General features: G+C 34.9%; 15 protein-coding genes. 7 read left to right on the forward strand and 8 right to left on the reverse strand.

Annotated elements, in window-relative coordinates; translation table 11 throughout:
• Window positions 1-128 precede the first annotated feature (128 nt).
• Both FG384_RS07815 and FG384_RS07820 read left to right on the forward strand, forming a co-directional pair.
• Window positions 129-1172, forward strand: a complete 1044-nt coding sequence (locus FG384_RS07815) for a flavin-containing monooxygenase (protein ID WP_142642036.1) — start codon at window positions 129-131, stop codon at window positions 1170-1172.
• A gap of 18 nt (window positions 1173-1190) precedes the next feature.
• Window positions 1191-1499 carry an ArsR/SmtB family transcription factor gene (locus FG384_RS07820; RefSeq protein WP_142642037.1) on the forward strand — a complete coding sequence of 103 codons (309 nt, stop codon included), beginning with the start codon at window positions 1191-1193 and terminating at the stop codon, window positions 1497-1499.
• Between the two features lie 36 nt (window positions 1500-1535).
• Here FG384_RS07820 and FG384_RS07825 read toward each other — a convergent pair whose 3' ends face one another.
• Window positions 1536-1970: a hypothetical protein gene (locus FG384_RS07825; RefSeq protein WP_142642038.1), complete on the reverse strand. Its 435-nt coding sequence runs from the start codon at window positions 1968-1970 to the stop codon at window positions 1536-1538.
• A gap of 1288 nt (window positions 1971-3258) precedes the next feature.
• Here FG384_RS07825 and FG384_RS07830 point away from each other — a divergent pair.
• On the forward strand, window positions 3259-3771 hold the full coding sequence (locus FG384_RS07830; protein ID WP_240793376.1) for a sigma-70 family RNA polymerase sigma factor: 513 nt from the start codon (window positions 3259-3261) through the stop codon (window positions 3769-3771).
• Window positions 3764-5146, forward strand: coding sequence for a DUF4179 domain-containing protein (locus FG384_RS07835; RefSeq protein WP_142642040.1), 1383 nt, complete (start codon window positions 3764-3766; stop codon window positions 5144-5146). Before FG384_RS07830 ends, FG384_RS07835 begins: the two co-directional genes overlap by 8 nt.
• 56 nt (window positions 5147-5202) lie before the next feature.
• On the opposite strand, the gene FG384_RS07840 is transcribed toward FG384_RS07835, so the two are convergent.
• The 6 genes from FG384_RS07840 to FG384_RS07865 form a co-directional block, all read right to left on the reverse strand.
• Window positions 5203-6573, reverse strand: a complete 1371-nt coding sequence (locus FG384_RS07840; RefSeq protein WP_142642041.1) for a DL-endopeptidase inhibitor IseA family protein — start codon at window positions 6571-6573, stop codon at window positions 5203-5205.
• A 173-nt stretch (window positions 6574-6746) separates the two neighbouring features.
• Window positions 6747-7844, reverse strand: a complete 1098-nt coding sequence (locus tag FG384_RS07845; RefSeq protein ID WP_142642042.1) for a hypothetical protein — start codon at window positions 7842-7844, stop codon at window positions 6747-6749.
• Window positions 7845-8028: 184 nt separating this feature from the next.
• Window positions 8029-8340, reverse strand: coding sequence for a nucleotide pyrophosphohydrolase (locus tag FG384_RS07850; protein WP_142642043.1), 312 nt, complete (start codon window positions 8338-8340; stop codon window positions 8029-8031).
• A gap of 30 nt (window positions 8341-8370) precedes the next feature.
• Window positions 8371-9180 (reverse strand): class I SAM-dependent methyltransferase, encoded by an 810-nt coding sequence (locus tag FG384_RS07855; RefSeq protein ID WP_142642111.1) that lies wholly within the window; start codon window positions 9178-9180, stop codon window positions 8371-8373.
• Between the two features lie 205 nt (window positions 9181-9385).
• Entirely contained in the window at window positions 9386-11527 is a 2142-nt protein-coding gene (locus FG384_RS07860; RefSeq protein ID WP_142642044.1) for a sensor domain-containing protein, read from the reverse strand.
• A gap of 306 nt (window positions 11528-11833) precedes the next feature.
• The gene (locus FG384_RS07865; protein WP_166462405.1) at window positions 11834-12910 is read right to left on the reverse strand and encodes a sensor domain-containing diguanylate cyclase; all 1077 of its coding nucleotides are present in this window, start codon (window positions 12908-12910) and stop codon (window positions 11834-11836) included.
• 277 nt (window positions 12911-13187) lie between these two features.
• Between FG384_RS07865 and FG384_RS07870 the strand changes: the two genes are divergently transcribed.
• The 3 genes from FG384_RS07870 to FG384_RS07880 all read left to right on the forward strand — a co-directional run bounded on the left by FG384_RS07870 (window position 13188) and on the right by FG384_RS07880 (window position 17523).
• Entirely contained in the window at window positions 13188-13952 is a 765-nt protein-coding gene (locus FG384_RS07870) for a 3-hydroxybutyrate dehydrogenase (protein ID WP_338101322.1), read from the forward strand.
• Window positions 13953-14258: 306 nt separating this feature from the next.
• A complete protein-coding gene (locus tag FG384_RS07875) occupies window positions 14259-15257 on the forward strand; it encodes a YecA family protein (RefSeq protein ID WP_142642047.1) in 999 nt (332 codons plus the stop codon).
• A gap of 163 nt (window positions 15258-15420) precedes the next feature.
• Window positions 15421-17523: a methyl-accepting chemotaxis protein gene (locus tag FG384_RS07880; RefSeq protein ID WP_142642048.1), complete on the forward strand. Its 2103-nt coding sequence runs from the start codon at window positions 15421-15423 to the stop codon at window positions 17521-17523.
• Window positions 17524-17578: 55 nt separating this feature from the next.
• Here the strand turns inward: FG384_RS07880 and FG384_RS07885 are convergent, their stop codons facing one another.
• Complete coding sequence (locus tag FG384_RS07885) at window positions 17579-21298, reverse strand: S8 family serine peptidase (protein ID WP_142642049.1); 3720 nt, start codon at window positions 21296-21298, stop codon at window positions 17579-17581.
• Window positions 21299-21307 lie beyond the last annotated feature (9 nt).

Genomic DNA, 21307 nt, shown 5'->3' on the forward strand with positions numbered 1-21307 from the left:
TACCACATTAATATGGCATTGAAATTACATATTAATCATGGAAGCATAAAAAGGAATTGACAAACTTTTATATTAATCGTACATTGTATATGAGCATATGTTCATATACTTTCTTAGAGGTGTTTACTATGATTTATGATGTAGTAGTACTAGGGGCAGGTCAAGCTGGTTTATCTATGGGATATTACTTAAAGAATTCCTCTTTATCGTTTTTAATAATTGATAATAGTGAACGAATAGGAGATGTTTGGAGAAAGAGATATGACTCTTTAACTTTGTTTACTCCAAGTTCTTATAGTTCATTACATGGATTAGCTATGGAAGGGAATCCTATTGAATTCCCAACAAAAGATGAAATAGCTGATTATCTAGAGCGTTATGCTAATAATTTCAATTTACCGTTATTACTTAACACTGAAGTCAAAAAGATTCATAAAGAAGATACCATATTCAAAATAACTACTGAATGCGACATCCTAGAAGCCAAAAACGTAGTCATAGCAACCGGGTCATTTCAATACCCAAGAATACCATCACTTTCGGAAGATATTTCAGAAGAGGTAGTTCAACTACATTCATCTCAATACAAAAATCCCTCTCAGTTGAAAGAGGGCTCCGTTATAGTTGTTGGGGGCGGAAATTCCGGTTCTCAAATTGCGTCTGAAATTTCACAATCACATGAAACGTATCTTTCAGTTGGCCAGAATCTTCGTTTTCTTCCGTTAAACCTTGCAAACAAAAGTATTTTTTGGTGGTTTGACAAAATAGGAATACTAAAAGCAAGTAGTTCTTCTTTTATTGGAAGAAGAATTCAAAATCTAGGCGATCCTATATTTGGATACGACCTAAAAGATAAAGTGAAAAATGGTACGGTTCAGATCAAAAATAGAACAGTTAGTGTAAAAGGCCATACAATTACATTTGAAGATCAAACATCATTAGATGTTCATAATATTATTTGGGCAACTGGCTTTATACCGGATTACTCATGGATAGATATTCCTTCCCTTTATGAAGAAAAGGGGAAATTACAGCATAATCGTGGAATTACAAATATTGATGGACTATACTTTCTCGGGTTACCATGGCAACACAGAAGAGGCTCTGCTCTCTTATTAGGAGTTGGCAACGATGCAAAGTACTTGTATCAATTTATTATGAGTAAAAACTAGACGAAGTGAGGATTTTTTATGAAACAACAAGATTATTCCATTTTATCGCCTAATACGGTAGATGAGGCTTCTCGTATTTTCAAAGCATTATCCGATCCAACAAGGATAAAAATATTATTTTTACTATCTCAAGAAGAATGCTCTGTAAATCATATTGCGGAAGTACTTGAAATGACACAATCAGCCGTTTCCCATCAATTAAGTTTTCTAAGAAATTTGCGACTTGTTAAATACAGACGTGAAGGGAACACTTTTTTTTACACTTATGATGACGATCATGTAATGACAATTTTAAATCAAGTGTTGTCACATATTGAATGTGAGTAATAATTTATCATCATCATGTGATGTTGTGACTAATTTTTATTTTGCTTTATTAAAAAAAGCAACAAGTTGTTTCGGGGTAGGTGATTGAACTTTGTATGAGATATTTCTATCTGCGTTATTTTCAACTCGGGGAATAATGGATTCGATAACGTTAAATTTCCAAAAAGAAGGTTTACTTTTCGTACTTTTTTCAGTTGAAGAGGTCATCATTTTTCTTTGAAAAGAATGAAGTTTTGCCATTAAGAATTTTTCTTTTATTCTAATGAGTATATAGCCTTCATCTTTTTCAGGATTATACTTTTTCAGAAGAGATTCGCTTATCTCGAACGTATTAGTTTTATTTTGAACTGACGGCGAGATAACGAAAATATTTCCTTTGCGAAATAAGGATGTATTAGATACTTGACGAAGACCTAAGTCATTTATGAGAAAATCAAGGTTTACTTGGGATGCTGGACTAGCGACGGACATAATAGTACCTCCTTTATTTGTACATTGATCAATACTATTAGTATACCCCAACTTGTATATAATAACTTCGTTTTTGGGAATTCTTCCTTAATATAAAGAAAACTACTCGTTTTTGTGTAATTTCAACACGGCTATTCGGAAAGGATGGCAATGAAAAGTGGAGTTCTGATATTTTTTTAATTAATATTTGCTCCTGCGGTTACTCGTCGCAGAAAAAATCGTTGCTCCTGCGGTTACTTGTCGCAGAAAATTTGCTACTAGGATTTAGCGCTCTGGCATTCGCTTTCCGCGGGCGAGCGCCGAGCCTCCTCCTTCGCTTCGCTTCGTGCGGGGTCTCTGCTGTCTCGCTTTCCCGCAGGAGTCTCATGCCTCCGCGCTAGATTCTTTTAATAGGAATTAAAGATTGTAAAAATACCAATTTAGAATTTCTCAGTGCACTTGATAAAATCGAAGGCACTGGAAAAGCATAACACTCATAAAATTGCTAATAAGCAGTGGCTCTAGGATTTAGCGCTCTGGCATTCGCTTTCCGCGGGCGAGGCCGAGCCTCCTCCTTCGCTTCGCTTCGTGCGGGGTCTCTGCTATCTCGCTATTCCCGCAGGAGTCTCATGCCTCCGCGCTAGATTCTTTTAATAGGAATTAAAGATAAAAATACCAATTTAGAATTTCTCAGTGCACTTGATAAAATCGAAGGCACTGGAAAAGCATAACACTCATAAATTTGCTGATAAGTAGTGGCTCTAGGATTTAGCGCACTGGCATTCGCTTTCCGCGGGCAAGGCCGAGCCCCCTCCTTCGCTTGTGTGTACTGAAAAAGTGCTATTATTCATAAGGTTGTTCAATATTCCAATAAATATGAAAATCGTTGAAACGGCTCCCTTTCCGGAAGGCACTGAAAAAGTCACTTTTTTTCAAAAAATAAAAACGAAATCCCATAATTCCTTCACTTTTTAGGGTGTTTATGGGGACGTCATGCCAATTTTGATACAAATATACTTCTCAAGTGGTGACTTTATTTTCTGAATTTTGGTTTTTCAGTGGCCTCCCTTTCCGCGGGCGTTGCCTCAGCCTCCTCGCTTCGCTGTGGGTCTTCGACTAACGCTATTCCCGCAGGAGTGTCGCCTTCTTCAACGATTTTCTAGAAATGCAAAAGTATTTAAATAAAATAATAGACAGTTTTTCAGCGCCCTTTCAGAAAGTATGGGTGTTTTTTATTTTCTAAAACTTTTTTCATAGTTGTAGGTCTAATAGATATGGACGAATGAAATGAGGTGAAATCTTGAGTGAAATGAAACTGGTAGAGCAAGCGATTAAAGGTAATGAAGATGCGTTTTTAGATTTAATTCACTCATATCAAGAGGCACTGTATCGAACAGCAATCTCATATTTGAAAAATGAAGGTGACGCACTAGAGGCTGTCCAGGAAGTGACATATAGGGCATATCGCAGTATAAAAACCGTGAAGCAACCTGCGTATTTTAAAACGTGGCTTATTCGGATCATGATGAACTATTGTCAGGATGTCATAAAGAAAAGTAAGAGGGAAGTGCTCGAAGATAGAATAGTTAGTATGCAAGGAGTAAGTGAAGATTTCACTTACTTGGAGGTCGAAGAAGCTCTTTTAAATTTATCTGATTACGAAAGAGAGTTATTGCACTTGAAATACTTTGAAGATGTCAAAATAAAGGACATCGCCGTTATGTGGAATACTCCGGAAGGAACGATTAAAACACGACTACATAAGGCGTTGCGAGCACTTAGGCACAATTTTGAAGAGAAAGGGGAGATGAAACGTGTTTGAGGAGGAAGAAAAGAAATTGGAGCAGAGGAAGAAATCCATAGATAAAGTCGAAGTACCAAGGGATAAGCTGCATTTTGCAGTACAAAGTGGGTTCGAGAAAGCAAAAAAAGAGAGAGCGTTAAAAAGGAGTAAGATTAGAAAAAGAAGTACATGGTCGATAGCGATAGCAGCCATCCTTCTCATCTCATTTGTTACATCTATCTCTGTATCTCCTGTATTCGCAAGTAAAGTTGCTTCGATTCCCGGTCTGGAGAAGATCGTTTCTCTTATAAAGCAAGATAGAGGTTTAACCGCAGCGGTAGAAAATGATTTCTATCAACCTATAAATCTGTCTCAAGAAAAGAACGGTATTACAGTAACGCTTGATGGAATAATTGCAGACAAAAAGGGAATGGTCATTTTTTATTCAGTTCATTCGAAAGAAGTGGATTTGAGCACACTTGAAATAAAGTATCTGGAATTATCCTCAGGAATGACCCCCCGCTATCGTTTTGGTCTAGGTAATAATTATGGTTTGAATTTGACGCCAAGAGAAGGAACAAACTTTTATAGCGGAGTGAAAACTATAGAAAAAGTAGCTTTTTCAAAGGACCCCTCTTGGGGGATGGGTATAAAAAATGGAGACAAGATTGAACATTTTAATATTCCATTCACTTATAAATTAATGGATGTAGAAAATAAAAATATTGTTGTGGATAAAGAAGTTACCATAGAAGGACAACGTTTTAAAATAAAGCAGCTAATCGTCAATCCGATAAGAACCACTATTAAATTAGAGGAAGATCCTAATAATTCAAAGAAACTTCTTTCAAGAGCATTTGATGAATTAAAGCTTGTAGATGAAATGGGTAGGACTTGGTCTACTACGCCTGGAAATTCATATAAAGTACTTCCTAAAGGGAACTTGTGGGAAGTCCCGCTTATGGAAAGTTTTTATTTCCATGATCCGAAGGAATTAACTTTAACCTTTGGAAAAGTAGCAGCAATGGAGAAATCGGAAGCATATGTTTTAATCGATACAGAAACTAAGGAATTTTTGGAACAGCCTTCAAAATCGATATTCTCCAACTTGCAAGTGAAGGATAATAGAGTCAGTTTTATAGTACAAGTTGATAAGGAATACGATAAGAATTTAGTTCACTTTAATAAATTTATAGATGCTAATGAAAAAGAATTCTATATAGAGACTGGGGGACTTACGCCAGTTGTTAATAATTATGTGAGAGGTTCAATGATAACCGTTCCTGAAGTAGGGCAGAAATTCGAATTTGAACTACCCGATAAGTCTTTTACTACTTATACAAATCCAATTCGGTTAGATCTCGAATTTTACCCATCCTGGATAGAAGAGGATGTACAGATAGAAATTAAATAATAAAAAGAAGAGGTTCTTGAACAATTTTTCGTAGTTCAAGAACCTTCTTTTAACGATTAATACATATTAACAATACCTATCTGGTCAATTTTATATTCCATGTATCCGGTAGGTTGTACCGTAAAATATAATTTGTTCTCTCCACTAACTAGGGGGCCATTATAATTATTATCGACTGTCACTTGAATAGTAGCAATAAATTCTACTTGCATACGGCTTCTGTCAATTTCCTTTAAGTTTGTCATTTCTACTTTTCTAATTCCTTTTTTGAATTCAGTTACTTGGAATGAAGAGTAGGGAAGGAATTGATTTTGAGCTACCTTTGAATCAACGAGTAAGTTATTGAATAGAATGGAAATCGGATTTACGTTCCCTGGGATATTTAGGTCTACGTATGGTTCCTTGCTTATTCTCCATCCAGCTTTATCAACATACTGATACTCCACGATATACATAAGCTTTTCCTGAGTTTCTCCAAAAGGTACAGTTAGTCGATAACTCATTGTATGCTGATCTTTTTTAATGAATTCAATGCTCGCTTTTTCCCATTCCGCTAATGAACCACCATCGGCATCCACTTGTGCAAGTTTTCCGTTGTACTCGATGATTCCTCTATTTTTAATAAATTGCTCAGCTGTAGATGAAGTCATCCATTGAGTTAAGTAATTCATTAATTCTGCTTTCGTGTCTAATTTGCTTGAAAGGTATCGATAAGTTGAACCTGTATAGGAAAATGTTTTGTATTCATCTTTTCCATAATCTCCACCAGCCTGAACATAAAGTATGGCTTTGGCGTACTCCGCTGCAAGTTCTACAACCATCTGATTTGTCAAGGCAGTACTTTTTTCTTGTTTAGGTTCTTTACTAATTTTCCAACCAAGTTTGTTTACATATTGATATTCAACTATGAAATTTTGCTTTTCATTCGTATTCCATACTGGAACTGTTAATCGGTAATACAGGGTATCTTTTTCGGTTTTTACATACTTAGCAGTTGCTTTTTCCCATTGTAGCAAGGAACCCCCATCTGCTTCCACCTGTGCTAGTTTACCTTTGTACTCAATAATGCCTCGATTTTTTATAAATTGTTCAGCTTCTGAAGAAACAAGAACTTTTTCTAAGTAAGTCTTTAACTCTTTTTTTGTATCAATGGTACTTGATAGGTAGCGGTACGTTTTTTTATTGTAAGAAAAAGTTTGATACTCTCCTTTTTTATATTCCCCTCCACGTTGCACATAATTGGACACTTTATGAAACTCAATTGCCAGATTAATTGCTTGTTCGGATGTTAACTCCTTTTTTTGTTGTGTGGATTGTGCGGTTTTGGTTTGGTCTTTTGCTGACACTAACGCATTTTGTGAAAAAGGAGTACTTAACATAATAGCAGTTAATCCAATAAATAAAAGCTTTTTTCCAACTTTACTCATGTAAAAACCTCCAAAAAGTGTATTACTTACTATTATTAAACATTCTCCACTAAATTCCTGTTACACCTAAAAATTTTATCACCTCTTATAAATAGTAAATTTCGTCAAAATTTATTCATAAAAAAACTGCAGCTACTTGTATTTCTACGAGTATTGCTGCAGTTAGTAATATATTATTCTACATCAGATTCATCAGATTCAATGAATGCATCAAGGTATTTCCAGTTACCTTCTTCATCTTTTTCTAAAATATAAATATAAGTATGTTCAAGCTCATCTTTTTCGTCAATAGTTGATTTTTCATCATGAATAACTAACGCAGTTCCGTCTACAATGTACTGAACTTCTAAGCCTAGAGTCTCATATTTAACATCCATGTCTTTGAAAGTTGTTTCCATATTTTCTTTCAGACTATCATAGTCAGGGAATTCTTTGCTATATAAGCCCATCAATGCATCTAGATCTTCAGCATTTGCATATTCAGTAGACTTTTTGAAAAACTCGCTAATTTCTTTTTCTTTTGCAAGGAAGTTCGTGTCTTTTCTAATAATATCATAGTAAGCATAGTATAAATCTGCTGCAGTTTCATCATTTTCAATTACATCAAGTAAGTCGAAAAATCCAACAACATGTGTTTCAACAGTTTTTTGATCAGCATTTTTAGTAATCAACTTATCAAGTTCATCTAAGTTCATTTTTGCAGTAATGACATATTTAGTAGATTGAAGTGCTTTTTCACCAGGTGTTTTGTATTCTTTAAGAATTGCGTCACGTGTAGATTTTCCATATACACGGTATAGTAAAATGGCTTGTTTACGAATCTCACTAGATAGTTCGTGGTAGCTTTTTTCAGTTACATCTGATGTTGGGTTCTCTGCATATAATGCGTTATATTGATTTGCTTTCTCTACTATTTTCTTACCAGAAGTAATAGCATCAATATACCCCATTGCGCGAGTATAATGTATTCCAACATTCTCTTCTAAACGTTTTTCTAATATCAATTTATCTTTAACACTTACTTTAGCGATTTCTTTTTTGGCATTTAAATAAGCATCTTTTGTTAAGTTGAAAATTTTCATGTCTGGATACTTAATTTCTTTTGTTAGCTCATAAGAAATTTGCCATTTTAAAGCTCCTGCGTGTTGTTCTGCTGTTTTTACTAAAGATTCTGCTGTAGTGATAGATGCTGCTTCTACGTTAGTAAAAGGTGTCAATGTACTAGCTCCTATGATTCCAGTTGCTAATATGATAGATAATAATTTCTTCATACATATTCTCCTACAAAATAATTAGTCTTATTAAAAGTTATCTTTCATAAGCCTTATTAAGAATATGATATATCGTAAAATTCTACTAGTATTATTATATGGGTATAAGACCATATAATGGTATTATTTTATAAGAGGTGGAAATAAAAATAGAGTTATCTGGAATAGATAACTCTTTTATGCATTATATTTGCTCAATTTTTGGGGGAAATGGATATTTTAGTTCATTTTTTACCATTTTTTGTCGTGCAGCTTCTTTTAAATCTATTCCTAATAAATTTGCAAATTGAAGTAGATAAATAAAAACATCTGCTGTCTCATCTATAATCGCTTGTTTGTCCTTTTTGATTGCCTCTTCTGCAGAAATCCATTGAAAACATTCTAATAGTTCGCTTGCCTCCAAGGAAATGGAGATAGCAAGACTTCTAGCGTCATGATTTCCGCCCCAGTCACGATCATCTCGAAATTTGAGTATTTCATCTGTTAATTCTTTCATGGTGTTCTCCTCCTAAAAATAGTTTTCTATTTACTTAGCTGCAAATGCATAGGTAGACATAGATTTTATCTCATTCCGATTGATTGCAGCTTCTAATAAATATATTTGAGATTGAAACAGTGCTTTAAACTTTGCAGGTAAATTGTCCACTACTAAGAGCTCTTTTTCATAGTCTAATAATGTTTGTTCAATTTCCCATTTCCCGTCTTGAAGTTGAGAAGAGTCAATAGTGTTTTCGGTTAATATGTTCCACCCAGCGCTTTTAGCTATAGTTTGAATATCAATTGGCGTGAAGAGTGTACGAATATTAGAAAAGCTGTTTTCTTTAAAGCACTCATATTGAGCTTGTATCAGCACAGATAAAAAGTGGGGAAGCTGTTCATTTGTAGTGATTCGTGTATCCCATTCTGCAAAGCATAGCGTTTTTCCGAAATCTTTAATTTTCTTTAAAATTTCAAAGAGTTCCTCAGGGGATTTGAAGTACCATGAACAATGAGATAACACAATGAAATCAAAAGAATCTTTAGGGAAATTTATGTCAGGTGAAAGTATATTCGTTTCAAAATCAATTTGTATTCGGTTGCCTAAAGAAGAGTTCTGTAAAAACTGAATTGACTCTCCTAAAGTAACAGGGCTTCCATAGTTAGGTGAAGCAATATCAATTCCGTGTACGAATCCTTCAGCGCCAACTAAGTGGGCTAATACTGCAGTCGTGTCCCCTTGTCCACAACCAATCTCTAATACTTTGCTTCTTGTTTTAATATCCCAAAAGTTAGCTAAATTCAATCGGTGCTCTGTTTGAACTCTTTGTATCGTAGCGTCGTATTCATTTGGTGGCATACATGTCACAATCGTATCTACTATATGGTTAATCACTGAATCGCCCCTTTAAGAGTATTTTAACACTCGCTGAAATTCCATCATACAAATTGTTAGAAAACATGAAAAATAGTGCTTGAAAATTAAGATTAAAGGTAGGGACTGATTCTTCAAGTAGACTAAAAAGCCATCCTTTTCATATATGAAAAGGATGGCTTTTGAGATTTCAACTTTTATGAAAAAATGCATATTTATCTTCTAGTACGAAACTACAATCTGGTACAAGAGGAGATTCTTTAAGACGTGCATCAAATTGATCTAGTGTAGAAGTTAGGTTAACTAGCTCAACCTCTTCCATTTTATATTCTAACTCATATTGATAAACACCAGTATTCTTTTCTTTCAACCAAACAACGGAACCTTCTAATGTTATGATTTGATTTAATATTTTTGTTTTCAAGCCTAAAATAATTTCTTGATTTGCAGCTAATTTAATATTAGATATAAAACGTATTCCTCTTGTCCAAATCTCATAGATTAATACTTCAGTTGTACCAAGCTCCACTTTTTTACCTCGTATGTGAGTTAATGTCATAGAGGCGCTTAAAGAATGTTCAAGTTTAATCCTGAAATCTTTTTCATGGTCTATAAAATCTTCATCTTCTGTGTTACTTTCTAGTGGCATAATTTTACCTTTTCGCAAAAGTTTTTCAAAATCTGCTGTTGATACCGGTTTTGAGAATAAATAACCTTGAATTGTATTACAGTTATAATTCCTTAATACTTGAAGTTGTTCAGACGTTTCTACTCCTTCAGCAACTACTTCCATTTTTAGCTGCTGTGATAATTGGATAATCATATTTGTTATAAAATTTGAATCGTCTGTTTCGATTTCACTTAAGTCTTTAATGAAAGTACGATCAATTTTAAGTATGTCTATTAACCCTTTAAACCGTTTCAATGAAGATAGCGAAGAATAGCCTGTACCAAAATCGTCTAAAGCTACTTTGATACCTAATTCTTTTAAGCCACCTAGAACAGAAAACACTATTTTTTCGTTTTCTAATAAAGACGTCTCTGTTATTTCAACCTCTAAGTATTTCGGTTCTAATTTTGTTTCTTTTAACGTCTCTACAGTGTTTATAAGTAAGCTGTGTTCTAAAAAACGATTAGCGGAAAGATTAATAGAGACAGGGATTTTTGGTAAATTAGCATCTTGCCATAGCTTGTTTTGAATACATGCAGTGCGTTTAACCCAACTTCCAAGTTCTATATCAAGTCCCGTTTCTTCGGCTAGTGAAATAAATTCATCAGGTAGTACAAGTCCCCATTCTGGGTGATTCCAGCGAATAAGTGCTTCTGCACCGATAATATCATATGTATTCGGACAAACTTTAGGTTGATAATATAATTCCAATTGATTTAAATCAATTGCGTTCCGAAGATTGGACTCCAATGAAAATATTTTAAACGTTTGTGCATTCATTGAGGAGGTATAGACTTGAAAGTTATTTTTTCCTAATTCTTTTGCTTTATATAGTGCGGAATCTGCATTCTTCATAAGTGTGTGACTATCTTCCCCGTCATTTGGATAAATACTAATTCCAATACTAGTAGTTATAAAGAGGTGATAGCCTTCTATAAGAAATGGTCCCTCTAGAGCATCTATAATTGTTTTAGAACGTTCTATTACTTGATGCATATAGAAGTTTGGTAGCAATACTCCAAACTCATCTCCACCCAATCTAGCAAGAATAACATCTTCTCCAAGACATTTTCTCAACCTCTTTGCTATTTGTACGAGTAATTTATCACCTAAAAAATGACCAAGTGTATCGTTAATATATTTAAATCGATCCAAATCTAAATACATAACAGCAAGTTTTTGCTGTAATGTCTTGCTAATGATTAAATCCTGTTCCAATTTTTCTTGGAATAACCTTCTGTTTGGAAGATTTGTTAAAGAATCATAAAAAGCTAGATGTTTATTTAAATCTTCTGCTTTTTTATGGTCTGTAATATCTTTTGCAATTCCAAAAATAGCACTAATATGTCCATCATAACTAGTTGGAATCAGTGTTAAATTAATATCAATTAAGCGTCCATCCTGATTTATAAACGCTGTTTCCATATTTTGAGGTACTCCAGAGAGTGCTTTATAAAAAGCATCTTTATACGATTGGATGTCTTCCGAATGGAATAACAACTCCGTTGCTTTAAGTTCAGTGTTATTTGAATATCCAAGAGTTTTGGAGAATACACTATTCCTTTGTTTTACTGTTCCAAAAGTGTCTATTAGATAAACCATTTCTGGGTTATGCTCGTACAAAGAGCGATAAAAAAAATCAGCATTTGCATTAGATTCCATTGTTTTGCTCCTTTCGTATGAACAGAATCTAAATAACCATTCGTATTTATAATAAATAAGTTCTTTTTAACTAATTAATTTGAATGATTTGTAAAATTTCGTTCTAAATTTGACCTGCATATACAATAGTATGATATATAATCCAAAAGATATAGTCATTTTGATATTTATTTTAACATGAATATGTTAAAAATTGATAAAAAAATAAGAATATTTATTTTATTCTAATATTGGTCTGTTGGTAATATTTCTTTAATAAAAAACCATTTGAGACGGAGAGCTCAAATGGAGGGAGGAAATCTTTATTTATTCTGCAAAATGATAATCATTTTTTCCTTTTTCTTTCACTTGATACATTGCATTGTCTGCTTTATTTAATAATGTTAATACATCCTTACCATTTTGAGGGAAGCGAGCAATACCAATGCTGGGAGTTACTAGAACTTCGTCATATAAAAATCGGAAAGGCTTATTAAGGGTTTGAATAATTCTTTCAGCTACAGCGATGCAGTCTTGATCTGAAGCTTCTAATAATAAGATTGTAAATTCATCTCCTGCCAATCTTGCGACTAAATCATTTTCTCGGACACTGTTCATTAATCGTTGGCTTACATTTTTTAGAAGTTCATCTCCGGCTTCATGACCATGTCTATCATTCACTTGTTTAAAGCCATCCAAATCCATGAAAAAAATAGCAAAGCTAGTAGGGGATTCCACATTTAATAGTTGCTCCAGTTTTCCAGTGAAATACCTTCGATTTGGAAGTTCTGTTAATTCATCTTGAAAAGCAAGTTGTTTAACAATTTGTTCACGTTTCTTTCTATTTGTTACATCTCTAGCGATGAATTCTCTTGCTGGTAATCCGTTAAATTCAATATCAATGGATGTGATCTCTAAAACGATAAGTTGTCCGTCCAGTCTTCGAGCGATAATTGGAAGATTAGTAACATTAAGTTGGTTCCTTTTTAAATATGCTATGGATAGTTGTTCTGGATTGTAGGAATGAAAATGAATAAGGTCTTCCCAATTTCGGTTTATTAACTCTTCTAAACTAGTAGCACCAATTAATGAAACACTTGCTTGATTTGCATAAAGTATGTTTCCATCTCGATGAACAAAAATAGCTTCCGGCACAAGATCAATTAAATGACGATATTGTTCTTCTTTTTCTTTTGCATTATTAATTATTCTATTTCCACAGTAAAGAGCCCAAACAATCAAAACAATTGCTCCAATAGTAAACCCAGTCTCGAGCATAAATACAACTAGTTTATTATCTTTGATAATTAAATACTCTATAAGTTGAAGATCCAAAATTTCTAAAAGAATCACAAACGAGATTAGAGTGAGAATAATCCTAATATTAATTGTTAGTTTCTTCATATTCATACCTCCAGTCTGTGCAAACTCTTACTTTTTAGTATATATTAGTTAGCGTTTAGTAGACTTGTTTTATATGATAGAAATTTTTGGCATAAATACTATGTTTTGTTGGATAAATTTAAGATAGGTGGATTACAGTACTAGATTTGAATTTGAAATCCGCCTTTTTCAGTAGTCAGGCAGCTGCAGATTATATGCTCACCCAAAAAGTGGTAAGATTATTAATATAGCTTCCCAAATGGAAGCGAATACGTAATTGATCGGAGGAGGGTATTTGATGGAAGGAAAAGTTTTGTTTATTACTGGAGCTGCACGAGGTATAGGTTTTGATATTGCGAAAGCATTTTCGAAAGCAGGAGCAAATGTTGTGATTTCCGACTTATCTCAAGATGCAATCGATGAAGCAGTTGCGCAATTAAGTGGCAATGCAAAAGGAATTATATGTGACGTGACGAAAGAAGCAGACATTCAACGTGCAATTCAATTCACCGTAGAAACTCACGGACGTATAGATTTTCTAGTTAATAATGCAGGAATGCAGCATGTGTCTATGATTGAAGATTTCCCAACAGAAAAGTTTGAGTTATTAGTGAAAATTATGCTGACAGCACCTTTTATAGCTATCAAACATGCACTACCTTATATGAAGAAACAACAATTTGGTAGAATTATTAATATGGCATCTATTAATGGAGTTATTGGATTTGCAGGAAAAGCAGCGTATAATTCTGCGAAGCACGGTGTTATTGGACTAACAAAAGTTGCGGCACTAGAATCTGCTGCTTATGGCATAACAGTGAATGCGATATGCCCTGGCTATGTGGATACCGCACTTGTTCGAAACCAGTTTGAAGATTTAGCTAAAACTCGAGATATACAAGTGGAACAAGTATTAGAAGAAGTGCTATACCCACTCGTTCCACAAAAGAGACTATTAAACATTGAGGAAATTACAGATTTAGCGATATATGTTGCAAGTGATTCAGCAAAAGGAATGACAGGACAAGCGCTTATTTTAGATGGCGGTTATACTGCTCAATAATATAATGATAGAGTGCTCTTGAAGTTTTATTTTCTGGACTTCTAGGGCATTTTTAATATATAAAATAAGCATGTGATGAAGCACGGCATGGTACTTAGGATTAGTGGATTGCTTATTTCTTTCGAAAAAGAATCAGTGGAGAGTAACTTCACAATTTTAGTCTATTATTTCTTTTGATGCCTATAAGAAGTTCATTTTTTTCTCCCCTTTTTTAGTAAGAAATATGCACCAAGTCGTTCGGTCCTTAATAATCTGCCAAAAATATGGTAGACTAGAGCGATATCTATTTTGAAGGACGTGTTTTCAATGGTAGGACGTAATGATCCATGCCCATGCGGTAGCGGAAAGAAATATAAAAAATGTTGTGAGTCTAAAGAGGCCATTACAATAGAAGAAGTACAAACAGAAGAATTAGAACGTATATTGCAAACATTTTATGATGAGTATCCTGAACGAAAAGATGTATCAAAGTTTGCTGAGCTTGTGAAATCGTGGAGTGCATCTTTAAGTAATTATTTGGAACATGAAATGGTTGAAGCAATTGCATTAGATGAATTCTTTTTCCATCATGAACCTGAAATTTGGACTGGCTATTTAGATAAGCAGGAGAAGAGAATTGTTCGCCCTTCCATTTTGAAAGTATTAAAAGAGTGGAGAAATCCTCGTGTTTTCGTTGGTGAAGTGGTTGGAATAGACGATACATATATGAAGGTAACACATATTTTATCAAACGAAACGATTCAATTAAGACGTGAGAGTGATAAGCCTGTACCAGTAGGCGTGCATTTATTTTGTTTCATCTTGCCAGATGGTTCTGACAGAGAAAATCATAATTTAGCTATTTCTAGTTTAATATTCTTCCCTACAGATCAAAATGAAGTATTTAAAAACTTTGTAAAACAATTTGAATCTCAAAGTGAGCTGTCCGCACAAACATATTTAAAAGAGAATGGGAAAACACTTTGGAGTTTACTTGGAGAAAATGGCTATGAAGGCGGGGAGTATACTCACTTTGAAGCTGGGGTTCTACAAGTTGCTATAGATTTCTTAGAGAAAAATAATCGAGACTATGAGAAGCTTTTAGAAATAGTAGAGGATTATTTGGTAGAGCAGCAACCGAATGCTCGTAAAGAAGTAGCGATTGCTGCTGGAGCAATTCGTTTTGGACAAGAAAATGGATTATTTGAACCGTTAGAAATAACAATTAAAGAAATTGCGGAAGAATTTAATGTATCTACTAGCTCTTTAAATAAGTACTATCATGATCTGAACAATTATTATGAACGTATAAAGGAAACTAAATAGATATAAAACGGTAAGTGGAATTAATCCTGCTTACCGTTTTTTATTCGGGACATAGTTCCTTCAATAAAAATAAATAAATAGGTCTAAATAACTTCCAAATACTAGTCTTGTTACATGGGTAATAATACTTTATGATAAATTTAACATTAGAGGAGTGTTTGGTATGAAAATGTCTAAAAGTATTGCTTTAAAGCTATCTGTATTAATTATTAGTTTATTTTTGATTTTATTTCTTGCTTATACCGTAGTAACAAGTGTAATTATACATGACCAGAGTGTGGAAGATTCAGAGAGTTCTACTCTTCAAAATGCACAATTTTCTGCTGCTAAGATGAGCGATCGTTTTAACAAAACAAATGAGATGTTATTGACGACGAAGGACATTTTTGAAACATTGCAGGCAAAAGGAGAGCTCTCTGCAGCAGAAGTATTAAATGTGATTGAGACGAATCTAGCAAATAATGAGGATCTAATCGGAGCTGCTGCGGTGTTTGAGAGTGGAGCGATAGAAATAGAAGCTACTATTCCTAAGACACTTCTAGACGACGAAAATCGTTTTATACCGTATTTGAATAAAGATGGAAATAATATCTTAACTAGCCCATTAGAAGCATACGAAGAGGAGGGTGATGGAGATTGGTATTTAATACCTAAAAAAGAGGGGCGTGCTGTTCTTACAGAACCTTATGATTACAAGATAAATGGTGAGACCGTTTCAATGACAACAATATCAATTCCTTTAGTTACATCTTCTGGAACATTTTTTGGTGTACTCACCGCGGACTTGTCTATCGACTTTTTAGCAGAACTAGTTAACTCTATTAAACCTGATGGTGGATATGCTGGGATAATTACAGATAGTGGAATGCTAACAGTAAATAGTTTAGACGAAAAAATAAATGGAACTAATCTACAGGATGCAATTGATTGGAATCCAGTTAAAAGTACATTGGATGGCGGAAAGCCTGCGAATGTGTATGTTGAGTCGAAGCAGCTTGGTGAACAAGCCTTTAATGCATTCGCACCTATGATGCTTGAGGGCATTGAAGATACATGGTCTGTCCAGCTGGTTTATCCAAAATCTAAAATCCTGCAAACATATAATCAAATACTATTATTAACGATAGTCGCTGCAATTGTAATGGTAGCATTGATGGCAATTGTGACTGTGTGGTTTATTTATCAGCAATTAAAACCGTTGAAATTTTTACGAGAATCAATTGAAACTGCCGCTGGTGGAGATTTGTCTAAAAAAGTGGAAGCAAAATTTATTAAATCGGATGAAATAGGTGCAGTTGCTTTAGCGTACAATAATATGCTTGAGCAAACGAAGGATGCAATTCATACTGTATTTGAATCCTCTACACTTCTCAATAAATCGTCTAAACATGTACATGAAGCATTTGATGAAATAGTAGCATCAAGCCAAGAGGTATCTTTGGCTACAAATGAAATTGCAGAAGGTGCTTCCAAGCAGTCAGAGGATACGGAAGAAACGAATTATCGAATGATTGATTTATCTGATCAAATAGATGCGTTAACTGCACTGTCTGTTCAAATGGATGAGTTATCAAATAAAACAAATATATCAACACAAATAGGGATGAAGGAAGTAGCAACCTTACGAGAACATAATTTAGCGACTAATGAAATGAATGAAAAGGTACAACAACAGATTGAAACACTTACAACGAATATAGAAAATATCAATCAAGTTATTGCATCCATTCAAGGTATAACAGAACAAACAAACTTGCTTGCACTTAATGCTAGTATTGAAGCCGCTCGTGCTGGTGAGCATGGGAAAGGTTTTGCGGTAGTAGCGGAAGAAGTAAGAAAGTTGGCTGAACAGTCTAGAAGTGAAACAGAAGTTATTAAACAAACAGTGGATAGTATTTTGGTAGAATCCAAACAAACCGTTGCAGTTATAGCTTCAAATGTAGCACTAATGCAAGTTCAAAGTGAATCTGTCCAAAGCACAGATACGGCTTTTAGAGAAAATAATGAACTTTCAAGTGCAATTGCTAAGGTAATTAATGAGTTAGTCACAGAGCTATCTAATATGGTTGAACATAAAAATCAGGCGATGATGGCGATTCAAAGTATTTCAGCTATATCAGAGGAGACTGCTGCATCAGCCGAAGAGGTAAGCGCTTCAGCAGTTGATCAGCAAGCTGAGTTAGAGAGAGTAGCAGTTTCTATTGAACAAATGAACAAAATTGCACAAGAACTGCAGGAAGTAGTCAATCGATTTAAGCTTTCATAAAAAATGGGCTGTCCAAAAGTCTATGAGTAGACTTTTGGAGACAGCCCTTTCTTATTTAATTTTTATCTTTACCTTTTGGAGGTTTTGTTTCTTTTACTTCTTGTTTCGTCACGCTAATTTTTTGTGTAGCTTCGTTCCCAACTAAGTCGACTACTTTTAGTTCAAATTCATTTTTGCCAGGTTCTAGCGGTAACTCAACGTCAACCGTTTGACTATAGCCATTCATTGCGTATGGCTCAGAAACCGGATTATAAAATACTTCGCTGCCATTTAAGTATAGACGAATTTCATCGAAATTATCTCCAACATTTACTTGTATTATCGGGTTAGGCTCATCTCCCTTAACATTTTTAGGAAGTGTTTTCTTGACTGCTTCTACAGTAGGTTTTTGAGTATCAACGATAACTTTTCTAGTAATGGCCATTTTATTGTCAAATTCATCAATAGCTTCTACGTTTACATCCTGTACACCATTTTTGAATGTTAATGTGTGTATGAAATTTTTACCATCAAATGAAGTGGCAGGTGTACCATTTACTTTTAATGATTTGATGACAGAGTCATCTTCAACTGTTCCTTCTACTACTACGTTAGAAGTATTGAAATAGCCGAAATACTCTGGTTTTTGAATATAGATAACCGGTTCCTTTGTTTCCGTTGCACTACCTACAGTAAAATCTTTAGAAGTTGAATTGCCAGCAACGTCCCAAACCTTTACAGAAATTTTATCACCTGGCTGAGCTTGCTCTACCACATATGACTCTAGAGAAGCAGCTTTTGTTACTTCTTGATTATTTACATAAACTTCTACACGATCAATTCCGCCTCCTTGATCACTAGCATTAGCGATAGCTAGTGTCTTCGTTGATGCATTGAACTCAATTTCAGCAGTAGGAGCTTTTGTATCCACAATGATTGGGTATTCGATCGATTGCCACTGTGCACCTTCGAAATCGATAGCCCCTCTTAGCTGAATTTTGTATTGTCCATCAGCTGCAGGCTTTCCATTGATTAAACCATCCCACCCATTTACAAGATTATAAGTATATGGAGATCTGGTTGCTGAATTAATATAGTGCTTCGTCAAATATTTTTCAGTACGGATTGTGCGTAATTTTTTACCGTTTGCGTCTAATATATTTATCTCAAAGTTTTTAGCATTACGTAATAGAGAATATACTGGGATCACTTTATCTAAAGTTCCATCTCCATTTGGAGAAAATGCAAATTTAGATGGATCGAAATCCTCACTGAGTGATGATCCATTAATGAAGTTTCCTTTTTCATCAGCAAGTGCTTGGAAGCCCCAATACGTCAGATCCTCCCATAAGAACTTATCAAAAATGGACGCGTCGTCCCATGAACCGTTAAATCCGAAGAAAGGAACAGTCAATGGTACATTTCCTGAAGTATCTTCATTTGGGTCTACTAGAGTAACAAAACCATCGATGAAATAGCCATTAGTGAAATATTCCATTAGCCATTGAGAACCAGAAGCGTCCACAGCTACATTAATATTGGATTCTCCTTTAGCTGGAATTGTTACTTTAGCTGGAATAGAAATCGTTGCATCTGTTTCATCTAATACATACGAACCATAAGCAGTGTTGTTTGGAATCGTAACGAAATTTGCTCCAGCATTTACTGGGCGATCCACTTGTAATTGAACTTTCACATCGTACGTTTTTTGTTCGGCACTGAAATTCTTCGCTTTCAATGAAAAGTTAAATTGTCCTCCATTAATTTCTTTCAGCGCTACTTTTGCTTCGCCGGTTGCAGCATTTGTTACCATTACATCAGTTTCTAGAGCATTAGCAAGCTGCATAATTCCAGCTCCTTGGCGACGTGGTGAAACATACTCGCCAGGTTTAAGTTCTACTGGTTTTGCAGTGTTCATCATTAAGTTTTTAGCGAATTTAACACGAGCAGCTCCAGTTAGACCAAATTCGTTATTTACACGTTCCAACACTAGAGTAGTTCCTCCTGCAACATGTGGAGCTGCCATAGATGTACCACTCATCAAACCATATGAGTTGTCATTTAATGTTGAAAAGATATTTCCACCTGGAGCTGTGATTTCAGGTTTGAAATCTAAGTTTGGAGTTGGACCCCAAGAAGTAAAGGAACTCATTTTACCTTTTTCAGGATTTGGAGTATCTATATATTTACCATCAAAATTGATAGTAACCACTTTACCTGCGTCAATTCCAGATTTCATTGCAAGTCCGTCAGCTTGGAGTGTAGACATATATGGAATCTTAATCTTAGGATCAGATGCCATATTAATCGTTCCTGCAGCATTATTATAAACAATAACACCTGCAGCCCCCGCAGCTTGAGCATTTAAACCTTTTTCAACAAAAGAAATGCTGCCACGAGAAACTAAAGCAAATTTCCCTTTTAAATCTTTGCCCGCGAAGTCTTGAGGAGTACCAAAGCCAGCAAATACAATTTCAAATGAATCTTGTGGAAGTTTACTAGGATCTTGATCGTTTGCTAGTAAAAATAATGAACGACCAGACACCGCGCCATCCAATGCATAGTTAAAACTTGCTGCTGTAATAGAATCGTTTTCAAAGGATGCAACTCCAAAGGAGTCTTCTGATACTGAAGGGGAGCCGGTCAATCCATAATCTTGATTGTCTGCATATGGATACCAAGTTCCTGAACCGAACATATCGGAGTTACCCGCAGAAATAGCTACTAATAAACCATTTTCTTGTGCACGAGTAACAGCTTGTTGTTCTGGACTACTGTTATCTACATAACCAGCTGTAGAACCAAGAGACATATTTAATACATCTGCCCCAAGCTTAATCGCATCATCCATAGCTTTTACATATATATCTCCAAATGTTGATGGGAAAAGGGGATCATTTCCGAATACTTTTAAAGCGAGCAATTGTGCTTCTGGTGCTACACCTTTAATACCACCGTTTTCTTCGTCTCCATTTGCTCCTACAGTACCTGATACGTGCATACCATGCATCGAAGCATCTGGACCAAGATCGCGAATCTCTGTGTTGCCGTCCATATAGTTATAGCCAAAAGGTACTTTAGCTGTAAAATATTTTCCTGGCTCAATGGAACCATCGGTTAATAAAGAACTAACCTCCGAGGAAGTAATATCACCGGAAGAATTGTCAGATAATATCATGTCGCGGTGACTTGGATCTATTCCTGTATCGATGACCCCAACGACCATTCCTTCACCTTTGAATGAATATTTTTCCCAAGCCAATTGTGCTTGTACCAGTTCCTTCGAATGAACCATTTGTGGTTCTATGCTTGGTCGTTCGTATTCAGTTGTTTCATAAACTGCTTTTACACCAGCTAATAAACCAATAGTTGCTACGTCTCTTGCTTCTACTTCAGCAGAGAATCCATTGAAAACGGCAGTAAATTCTTCTTTAAATTGTATGTTATTAGACACTTGTTTGATTTTATCTTTTATACTTCTTTGATCTGTTTCAATTGCACTTTCAATCGATTTTCGCTGGGACTTTGGTAAGTCCTTGTATAGAACACCCTTGTTAGTTGCTGTTTCAATTGCCGGTGCTTTTTCTAGTTCTACTATTACCCGAACTTTTTCACTTGGATTTTCAGGAACCAACAAATGCTGTGGTACTTTCGGTGTCGATTTTTGTACTTGAATGGATGTAAGCTCTTTCTCTAGTTGTTTTGCAGCTACAGGAGCAGGTGCACCAAATGAAGCAGTACTAAGTGCTAGTGCAGTAGCAATGACAATTATTTTGCTTTTTCTCTTAATCCCCAATCTATTAAC

It is taken from the genome of Psychrobacillus vulpis (assembly GCF_006861825.1).
Lineage (GTDB): Bacteria > Bacillota > Bacilli > Bacillales_A > Planococcaceae > Psychrobacillus > Psychrobacillus vulpis.